Annotated in this window: 10 protein-coding genes; 5 read left to right on the forward strand and 5 right to left on the reverse strand. The window is 65.7% G+C overall.

Annotated features, from left to right (window positions below):
• From dmpG to GOOTI_RS16260, 4 genes are all read right to left on the reverse strand, one after another.
• The coding region (gene dmpG, locus GOOTI_RS16245; protein WP_007239703.1) for a 4-hydroxy-2-oxovalerate aldolase at positions 1-862 on the reverse strand (862 nt) is incomplete at its 3' end.
• A complete protein-coding gene (locus GOOTI_RS16250) occupies positions 859-1,779 on the reverse strand; it encodes an acetaldehyde dehydrogenase (acetylating) (protein ID WP_007239704.1) in 921 nt (306 codons plus the stop codon). The genes GOOTI_RS16250 and dmpG, both read right to left, overlap by 4 nt.
• 50 nt (positions 1,780-1,829) lie before the next feature.
• On the reverse strand, positions 1,830-2,618 hold the full coding sequence (locus GOOTI_RS16255; RefSeq protein WP_007239705.1) for a 2-keto-4-pentenoate hydratase: 789 nt from the start codon (positions 2,616-2,618) through the stop codon (positions 1,830-1,832).
• Between the two features lie 140 nt (positions 2,619-2,758).
• Positions 2,759-3,625 (reverse strand): SDR family NAD(P)-dependent oxidoreductase, encoded by an 867-nt coding sequence (locus GOOTI_RS16260; protein ID WP_007239706.1) that lies wholly within the window; start codon positions 3,623-3,625, stop codon positions 2,759-2,761.
• Between the two features lie 134 nt (positions 3,626-3,759).
• On the opposite strand from GOOTI_RS16260, the gene kstD reads away from it, so the two are divergent.
• From kstD to GOOTI_RS16275, 3 genes are all read left to right on the forward strand, one after another.
• Complete coding sequence (kstD, locus tag GOOTI_RS16265) at positions 3,760-5,496, forward strand: 3-oxosteroid 1-dehydrogenase (RefSeq protein WP_007239707.1); 1,737 nt, start codon at positions 3,760-3,762, stop codon at positions 5,494-5,496.
• Positions 5,497-5,499: 3 nt separating this feature from the next.
• A complete protein-coding gene (chsH3, locus tag GOOTI_RS16270) occupies positions 5,500-6,363 on the forward strand; it encodes an enoyl-CoA hydratase ChsH3 (protein ID WP_007239708.1) in 864 nt (287 codons plus the stop codon).
• Positions 6,364-6,504: 141 nt separating this feature from the next.
• A complete protein-coding gene (locus tag GOOTI_RS16275; protein ID WP_007239709.1) occupies positions 6,505-6,936 on the forward strand; it encodes a DUF6918 family protein in 432 nt (143 codons plus the stop codon).
• A 22-nt stretch (positions 6,937-6,958) separates the two neighbouring features.
• On the opposite strand, the gene GOOTI_RS26185 is transcribed toward GOOTI_RS16275, so the two are convergent.
• On the reverse strand, positions 6,959-7,099 hold the full coding sequence (locus GOOTI_RS26185) for a hypothetical protein (RefSeq protein ID WP_169315823.1): 141 nt from the start codon (positions 7,097-7,099) through the stop codon (positions 6,959-6,961).
• 159 nt (positions 7,100-7,258) lie between these two features.
• Between GOOTI_RS26185 and GOOTI_RS16280 the strand changes: the two genes are divergently transcribed.
• Both GOOTI_RS16280 and GOOTI_RS16285 read left to right on the forward strand, forming a co-directional pair.
• Complete coding sequence (locus tag GOOTI_RS16280; RefSeq protein ID WP_007239710.1) at positions 7,259-8,923, forward strand: MFS transporter; 1,665 nt, start codon at positions 7,259-7,261, stop codon at positions 8,921-8,923.
• A 20-nt stretch (positions 8,924-8,943) separates the two neighbouring features.
• Positions 8,944-9,702: ArsB/NhaD family transporter (locus tag GOOTI_RS16285; RefSeq protein ID WP_007239711.1), on the forward strand; the 759-nt coding region annotated here is incomplete at its 3' end.

Raw genomic sequence — 9,702 nt, forward strand, 5'->3', positions numbered from 1 at the left:
CCTGCGCGGCGTCGGCGATCTTCATGAAGTCGACGCCGGTGGTGATGCCGAGCTTGTCGCAGACACCGACGAATGCCTCGGTCGGCGTGTTGCCCGCACCCGCACCGAAGCGCCGGATCGATCCGTCGATCTGCTGCGCGCCGGCTCGGACGGCGTTGACGGAGTTGGCCACCGCGATGTCGAGGTTCTCGTGCCCGTGGAATCCGACCTGGGCGTCGTCGCCGAGCTCTGCGACGAGCGCCTGCACCCGTACCGTCACATCCTCGAGCACCAGCGCACCCGCCGAGTCGACGACGTAGACACACTGGCACCCTGCGTCGGCCATGATCCGTGCCTGTGCCGCAAGCACTTCCGGAGGTTGACTGTGACTCATCATCAAGAACCCGACGGTCTCGAGACCGAGGTCACGAGCGAGTCCGAAGTGTTGGATCGACACGTCGGCCTCGGTGCAGTGCGTGGCGATGCGACAGATCTGGCCGCCATTGTCCTGCGCGGCTCGGATGTCGTCCTTGGTGCCGAGGCCCGGCAGCATGAGAAACGCGATCCTCGCGCGCTGGGCGGTCTCGGCTGCCGCCCTGATCAGTTCCTGCTCGGGGGTCCTGGAGAAACCGTAGTTGAACGACGACCCGCCGAGGCCGTCACCGTGCGTCACCTCGATCACCGGAACACCGGCGTCGTCGAGGGCGCCGACGATCGCACGCACCTCGTCGACGGTGAACTGGTGTCGCTTGTGATGGCTGCCGTCCCTCAGCGACGAATCGGTAATCCGGATGTCGAGTTCGTCGGAGTACTTGCGCGCGTTCGCCATCAGATCCGTTGTCACCGGACTTGTTCTCACCGTGCTCGGTCCTGCCGCGGTCATGCCGATACCCCTTGCTTCTGCACGTCCATCTTGTGTCGCGCGATCTCCTCGCCGACTTTGGTTGCGGCTGCGGTCATGATGTCGAGGTTGCCCGCGTACGGTGGCAGGAAGTCACCGGCGCCCTCCACCTCGACGAAGATCGAGACCCGGGCGTGACCTCCGTTGAGCACGCTCGGTGGATCGAACTGCGGTTCCTGCAGCAGCCGGTATCCGGGCACGTACGCTTGAATGTCTTTCTCGCGCTGGTGGATCGACGCGGCGATGGCGTCGGTGTCCGCATCCTCGGGGATCGCGCAGAAGATGGTGTCGCGCATGATCATCGGCGGGTCGGCCGGATTGAGGATGATGATCGCCTTGCCGCGCTGGGCGCCGCCGATCGTCTCGATCCCTTTCGACGTCGTGCGGGTGAACTCGTCGATATTCGCACGTGTGCCCGGCCCGGCAGACACCGAGGCGACCGACGCCACGATCTCCGCGTACGGCACCGGCACAACGGAACTCACCGCATGGACCATCGGGATGGTCGCCTGGCCGCCACAGGTGATCATGTTGGTGTTCGGGGCGTCGAGATGCTCCCGCAGATTCGCAGGCGGGACCACCGCGGGCCCCACCGCAGCGGGCGTGAGGTCGACCGCGACGATGCCCGCTTCCTCGTAGCGAGGCGCGTACTCGCGGTGAACGTAGGCCGAGGTCGCTTCGAAGATCAGGTCGGGCTTCTCCGACGACGCCAACAGTTCGTCCGCGCCACCACTCATCGTGATCAGTCCGTGGTCCGCGGCGCGCTTCATGCCTTCGGAGTCGGCGTCGATACCGACCATCCAGCGCGGGTCGATGACCTCACTGCGTTCGAGTTTGTACATGAGGTCGGTGCCGATGTTGCCCGACCCGATGATGGCTGCGGTCAGCGTTGCCGCCACGGTGCCTCCTGGGTGTGTGTGGTCATATCCCTTACGAAACTTGTTCCGAATCAGTCGAAGTCGAGCGTGACAGTGCCCAGACCCGCGAACTCCGCGACGAAATGGTCACCCGGCGCGATGTCGAAGGCCCGCGTCGCGGTACCCGGGAGTATCACGTCACCCTTGCGCAGACGAACCCCGAACGCCTCCACCTTGCGCGCAAGCCAACTCACCGCATTCAGCGGATGTCCCAGCACCGCAGACGAATTACCCTTCGCGACGACCTCGCCATTGCGGGTCAGCTCCGCGTCGATATCGCCGGTGTCGATGTCGTCGATCGCCACTCGCTGCTCACCCAGAATCCACCCACACGACGACGCGTTGTCGGCGATGGTGTCGCAGAGGGTGATCTTCCAGTCCCTGATCCGCGAATCAATCAGCTCGATCGACGGAACCACCCATTCGACCGCGTCGATGACGTCGGCGTTGGTGCAGCCCTCGCCGGGCAGGTCTTGACCGAGGATGAACCCGACCTCCACCTCGACCCGCGGAAAACAGAGTCTGGCGGTGTCGATCGGGGTCTTCTCGTAGTACTGCATGTCATCGAGAAGGTGCCCATAGTCCGGTTCGTCGACGCCCATCATCTTCTGCATCGCCTCCGACGCGAGGCCGACCTTGTGCCCGGCGACCTTGGCTCCCCCGTCGAGGCGCTTACGAATGTTGATGAGTTGGATCTCGTACGCGTCGACGACGTCTAGTTCTGGATGGGCGTCGGTCGGCCGGTCGACCGCGGTAGCAGTCTGCTCCGCGGTCCACAGATCTGCGGCGATTCGCTCGCGAATTGCCTGGTCAACCGCCATGTCGTTGTCGCTTTCACTGTCGATCGTCGGGAGAGATCAGACACCTCACCCGGCCTGATTTGGTCTCAGTTTAGAACATGTTCCAGTTTTGTGGCAGACCCCGCCGACCCGTGATGTGGCCTATTCGCGCGACGGTCCGTTCATTCGATCACCGCCGCGCTGAAAGTCGGCGGATCACCGAGCATCGCGCGATGCGATGGCGGTCGGCGCCCGTCGAGGTCGGCGATCCCGAACTCCTCGGCGAGCTCAGCAGCGATGAGGACGCACCCGCTTCTCGACATCAGGTCCGCGTCGACGGCAAGCGCGGCAATCACCCTGCCTACGAACTCGGGCGATTCAGCACTCGCCGCCAATCCCGCGTAGGCGTCAGGATGGTCGGCAAAGGCGGCGCGGGTGCGCTCGGTCATCAGCAAGCCCATCCACAACGAGATCACCGAGACTTCGAAGGGCCGGAAGTCGACGGCCATGTCGTGTGCCATCTTGTCGACCGCGGCCTTGCCTGCGCCGTACGCGGGTCCGTGCATGTAGCACGCGCCGCCGAAGGACGACGTGTTCACGACGAGACCACCGCCGCGCTTCACCAGAAGTGGTGCGGCGTAGTAACTTGCCACGTACGTCGAGCGCATGCCGACGTCGAACAGGTCGGTCAGCGACAGCGGCTTGCTCCAGAACGGCCCCTTCCGCGTCAGCGCGTCTGGCAGCGCCAGGGCGTTGTTGACCAGGATGTCGAGTTCGCCATCGTTCTCGTCGGCGACCCGATCGAAGAGCGCGGCCACGGCATCATCATCTGCGTGGTCGCAGACGACCGGGATACCGAGACCGCCCCGCCGCGTCACCTCGTCCGCGGTCGATTGCACCGAGCCGGGCAGGTCGGCCTCACCTTCATGACGGGTTCGTCCGGTCACGTAGACCTTGGCCCCGGTATCGCCGAGCGCGAGCGCGATACCTTTGCCCGCACCCCTGCTCGCACCGGTGACGACAGCCACGCGCTCTTCGGTCGGCCCCATTGCATAACTTCCTTCCCGGCGCGCGGCGCAGCCACCGTTACCGCTCGTTCGACGACACCCTGGCGCCACATTTCTGAAACGTGTTCTAATTCGTATATAGAACACGTTCCACCGCGGAGCACGAAGGGAACCCGATGGCAGGCGAGCGCGAGCAAGGACAACCAGCACCCGAGACCGAGACGTACGACGTCGTCGTGGTGGGCGCGGGTGCTGCGGGATTGAGTGCTGCCATCACGGCGGCCGCACAGGGCCTGTCCACGGTGATCATCGAGAAGTCGCCGTACTGGGGCGGTTCGACCTCGCGCTCGGGCGGGGGTGTCTGGATTCCCAACAACTCGGTGCTCGAGCGTGATGGAGTCGATGACACACCGGAGCGCGCACGCGAGTACGTCAAGGCGATCATCGGCGAACACGCCCGCGAAGATCGGATCGACGCCTACATCGACCGGGGCCCCGAGGCGCTCGAGTTCCTGATGAAGCACGCACCGCTGGATCTCGAGTGGGTGAAGGGCTACTCCGACTACTATCCCGAGGCACCGGGTGGTCGGCTGGGTGGGCGCAGCGTCGAACCTCGTCCGTTCGACGCGCGCGCACTGGGCGACGACCTCGACACGCTTCATCCGCAGTACACCAAAGCCCCGCTGAACATGGTTGTGCTGCAATCGGATTACCGTTGGCTCAACACCGGGATGCGTCACTGGCGCGGACCGCTACGCATGGCGAAGGTCGGTGGGAGGTTCTTCTGGGCGCGCTCGCGGGGCAAGAAGCTTATCGCGATGGGTGCGGCTCTCGCTGCCGAGTTGCTGCTCGGCGTACGGCAGGCCGGGGTGCCACTTCGGCTCAACACGGGTCTGGTCGACCTCCTCACCGACGACGGCCGGGTGGTCGGTGTCACCGCGGAGTCCGACGGCCGACGGTTCGACATCCGCGCCGAACGGGGCGTGATCCTGGCGTGCGGTGGTTTCGAGCGCAATGCCGAGATGCGCCGGAAGTATCAGCGCGAACCGATCGGTTCCGACTGGACGACGGGCGCGCCGTCGAACACCGGCGACGGGATCAACGCGAGCCTCAAGATCGGCGCGGCTGTGTCGTTGATGGACGACGCCTGGTGGGGACCAACCATCCCACTCCCCCGCGGCCCGTGGTTCGCGCTCTCGGAGCGCTCGGTCCCGGGCACATTCATCGTGAACATGCGCGGCGAGCGATTCATGAACGAGTCACTGCCCTACGTCGAGGCGGTCCACCAGATGTACGGCGGCGAGTTCGGGCTCGGCGACGGTCCGGGAGAGAATGTTCCGTCGTGGTTGATCTTCGACCAGACATGTAGAAACCGATACCTCTTCGCCGGGGTGAATGCGCGACAGCCATTGCCCAAGAAGTGGTTTGAGTCCGGTGTTGTCGTCAAGGCCGACACGATCACCGAACTCGCCGACAAGATCGGCGTACCCGCCGACTCCCTGAACGCGACGACAGAGCGATTCAACGGCTTCGCGAAGAACGGCGTCGATGCAGACTTCCATCGGGGCGAGAGCGGATACGACCACTACTACGGCGACATCACCAACAAACCCAATCCGAGCCTCGGTCCTGTTCGTAAGGCGCCGTTCTACGCGGTGAAGATGGTGCCGGGTGATCTCGGCACCAAGGGCGGTATCGAAACAGACGCAACGGGACGTGCGCTGCGACCCGACGGCTCGGTCATCGAGGGCCTCTACGCCGCGGGCAACACCAGCGCTCCGGTCATGGGCCACACCTACGCGGGTCCGGGTGCGACGATCGGCCCGGCTCTGGTCTTCGGTTACCTCGCGGCACTCGACGCGGCAGCCAACGCCGGCGTGACCACCACATCGTCGACGAGCGCAGGAGCCTGACCGATGGCGATCGATCCTGCAGTCGCAGTCGGAGCCGAACTCCCAGAGGTCACCTTCTCGTGGTCGGCCTCCGACGTCGCGCTTTATCATCTCGCCGTCGGGGCCGCGCGCGATCCACTCGGCGTCGAGGGTCTGCGCTACGTCGACGACGCGAACCCCAAGGTGCTGCCGACGTTCGCGACGGTCGCCGCGTCCTTCCATGCGACGCAGGCGCCTGCGGTGTCGTTTCCCGGTATCGACATCGACCTGGCGAAAGTCGTGCACGGCAGCCAACAGATCACCGCGCACCAACCGCTGCCGCCAAAGGGCAAAGCGACGACCCGCAAGCGGATCGTCGAGGTCCAGGACAAGGGCTCGGCAGCGGTGATCATCTCCGAGGGCGTCACGGTCGACGAGACCGGCGAACCGCTGTGGACCGAACGATCGTCGATCTTCGCCAAGGGGGAGGGCGGATTCGGGGGCGAGCGCGGGGCGTCGAGCAAGGTCGTCTACCCCGACCGCGATCCCGACCGCAGACTGACAGTGCCAACCCTGCCGAATCAGGCACTGCTGTATCGCCTTTGCGGAGACCGCAACCCGCTACATTCCGACCCGGCGTTCGCCGCGCGTGCCGGGTTCCCGCGGCCGATCCTGCACGGGTTGTGCACGTACGGTTCGGTCTGCCGAGCCGTGGTGGACGACATGCTCGACGGCGACGTCACCGCCGTCGACGACTTCTCCGCGACGTTTGCGGGCGTCGTCTTTCCCGGTGAGACGCTCGACGTGGCGGTCTGGGAGGACTCGGACCGTCTGCTGGTGACGGCGGCGGTGGCCGACCGCGACGGTGCGCCTGCTCTCGCGAATGTGGTCCTCGGCACGCGGGGCTGACGGGAGGGGATGGACTCACGCGGGCATGAGGCTGCGTCACGCCGCCACCGCGCCGCGCCGGTCCGTGAACCGATAAGGTCACTGACGGTCATTCCCGCTACCTGTTGTCGTGGCCAGTCCACGGCCCATGAAGGAGATTCGATGAGCGATTCGCTGCAGTCACTGCTCGAGGCCAACCGACCCGCAGTGGTCCAGGATTTCGTCGGTGTGATAGATGCCGAGGTGTCGGAGCAGAAGGGTCTGGGCGGCGCGGCCGTCAAGGCCGCATACGGCGCCGTACAGAGGATCAAGCCCGACATCGTGACGCGGGCAACCGATCAACTGCTCCCGGACTTTCTCGCAGCGTTGCAACCGTTCTGGGACAACAAGCCTGCCGGCGTTGCCTTCGGCGATCACCTCGCGGCCAACTCGGACGCGGCGGCCGAGGCTTTGCTGCAGGTGACCGACGATCAGGTCGCAGACGCGAAGCCCGCACTGGCGAAGGCATACAACTCGCTGCGCGGAAAGGCGAAAGGCTATGTCGCCGCTGCACTTCCGCGAGTCGGCGCCGTCGTCGACAAGTACGCGAGCTGAGTTGAGGTGACGGCTGGTCGCGCTAGGCCGCGGAGGTGAGGATGAGAACCAACACCACACCTACCGCGATCAGCGCGGCCAGCATCGACAGCACTCGCCAGATGTGCAGGCGGACCGGTGTCGGGTCGGTTGCTCGTGAAGATGCGACCTGGGATGAGGCCATGATCTCTCACTTTCGATCGTCCGGGACACCGTCCAACGGTCTGGTCGAGTGCTCCCAGTCTGTTACAACAGTGATAAATGTGTCACATGTTGCAGGAGTTTGGGGTGTTTCGCGGCAGCGTGTCGCCGATATCCTCGACGTGACCCCGATGAGGACCACATGGCTCGCATGACTCGAGAGAACGTTCGTGCCGCGTGGCTCATCTTGATCGCCTGCGCCGCGGTCAGCATGGTGGTCGCCGCCATGGCAGCGTTGAACACCGCGCTCGCCGACATCGCGGTCGACATCGGCGCGGACTCGAGCCAGATGACGTGGATCGTCGACGGGTACACGCTGGCGCTCGCGGCGCTACTTCTCCCGGCAGGCGCGATCGGTGATCGGTACGGGCGCCGCGAGATACTCATCGTCGGCCTCGTGCTCTTCGCCGTTGCCTCGCTCCTCGCGATCTGGACCACAAACCCCACCCAATTGATCGGCACCCGCATCCTCGCGGGTGTGGCTGCTGCGCTGATCATGCCGACGACACTGTCGCTGATCACCTCCGGCGTCCCCGCTGATCGACGCAGTATCGCGGTGAGCATCTGGGCCGCGGTGGCCGGGGCGGGTGCAATCGCGGGCTTCTTCGTCACGGGTGTCCTGCTCGAATTCTTCTCGTGGCACTCGATATTCATCACATTCGCGGCGTCGGCTCTGCTGACGGCACTCCTGTGCCTGACGATCGGCACCTCTCGTGACAGCAATCCGGGACGCTTCGACTTCGCCGGGACCGCGCTGTCCGTCCTCGGCGTGACCGGCATCGTGTTCGGTCTTCTCGAAGCCCCGCACCGCGGCTGGAGTGACGCGCTCGTCCTCGTCGCACTGATCGGCGGGATCGTTCTGCTGGGCGCGTTCTGCCTCGTCGAGCTCCGCATCACAGACCCGCTGCTCGACGTGCGTTTGTTCACCAACCGTGCGTTCGGCTCGGGCGCGCTCTCGGTCTGTCTGCAGTTCTTCGCTTCGTTCGGTGCTTTCTACCTCTTGCTGCAGCGGCTGCAGCTCGTGTTCGGGTACTCGCCGCTGCAGTCGGCCTTCGCGCTGATGCCGATGGTGGTCGGCGTCAGCGTTTTCGCGCTGGTGGGCAACTGGCTCGCGGTGCGCTTCGATTCGCTGCGATTTGTCCTGGCCGGCGGAATTCTGGTCGCGGGCATCGGAATGCTGCTGTTGGGGCTCGTCGACTACGACTCCTATCCGACGCTTGCGGGGATCACCGCGGTCGTCGCCGTCGGTATCGGCCTCGCCACCGCACCATCGACCACCGCCATCATGGCGAACACGCCGATGGACAACCAGGGGGTGGGGTCGGCGGTCAACGACACCGCTCGTGAACTCGGCGCCGCGATAGGAATCGCTCTCGCCGGCTCGCTGCTCGCCGCCGGCTACTCGGCGCGCATAGGGACGACGAGCACGCTTGCGCACGATCAGCTCGAAGCTGCGGGACGCCAGCGCGTCGCCGCCGGAGACACGGCGGGCGGTCATGCGCTGCTCGCTCAGGCCGACGAGGTGTCCGACCGCATCGGCAGGTCACTCGCCGAGGCCACCGAGGTGGCCCATCGCCTGCCCTCGCAGGCGGGCGCTCTCTCGCGGACCATCCTCGACGGCGCGCAGGACGCATTCGTCACTCCGATGAACCAGGCATGTGTCGTCCTCGGCGTGGTCCTTCTGGTCGGCTCCGCGGTGTTGATCTGGCTGACTCCACGACGCGTGGTCCCGCTCGGCTCCAACGGCGAGCCGTCCCATGTCACCGACGGCGAGCCGGATCCCTCGACCGGTCGCAGCAAGGGCTGAGCAGCGTAGGCTCGCTCCCGATGATCGAGGCGAGCAGCGCACTCGGCACCGCGGTGGCGGTTGTCGTGTTGGTGGTGACGATCGTGACCACGGTGTCGGCCGCGCGGGTCCCGCCCGCCGTGGTCGCGGTTCCGGCCGCGCTCCTCGTAGTCGCGCTCGGCCTCGTCGGCTGGCACGCCGCCGTGGCGGAGGTCGCGTTCATGCTGCCGACGATCGGGTTCCTCGCCGCGATGTTGGTGGTCGCCGAAATCTGCTCACGCGCAGGAGTATTCACGTGGGTTGGAGTCGCGCTCGCCCGATGGAGCCGAGGCTCCGCGGTCGGGCTGTTGCGCATCGTGTTCGTGGTCGCCGCTGTCACGACCGCGGTGCTGTCCCTCGACACGACGATCGTGCTGCTGACGCCGGTGGCCGTACTGACCGCCCGGCACATCGGGGCCAGGGTCGCACCTGTCGCGTACGCGAGCAATCACACGGCCAACAGCGCGTCGACGCTTCTGCCCGTGTCCAACCTCACCAATCTGTTGGCGTTCAGCGCCGCGGGCGTGTCTTTCACACGCTTTAGCGCGCTCATGGCCGGCCCGTGGGTTGTGGCGATCGTCGTCGAATATCTGGTCTTCCGATGGTTCTTCGCCGCCGAGTTGTCGACACCGCGACGCCGGAGCGACGTCGACGACAGGCCCGTCACGGAGCCGCAGTCGCCTGAGGCTACGGCGCAGGACGATTCACGCGCAGTCGGATCGACGATGCGGGCACCGGTCGTGACGCTTGCCGCCGTCGGG

Source organism: Gordonia otitidis NBRC 100426 (genome assembly GCF_000248075.1).
Lineage (GTDB): Bacteria > Actinomycetota > Actinomycetes > Mycobacteriales > Mycobacteriaceae > Gordonia > Gordonia otitidis.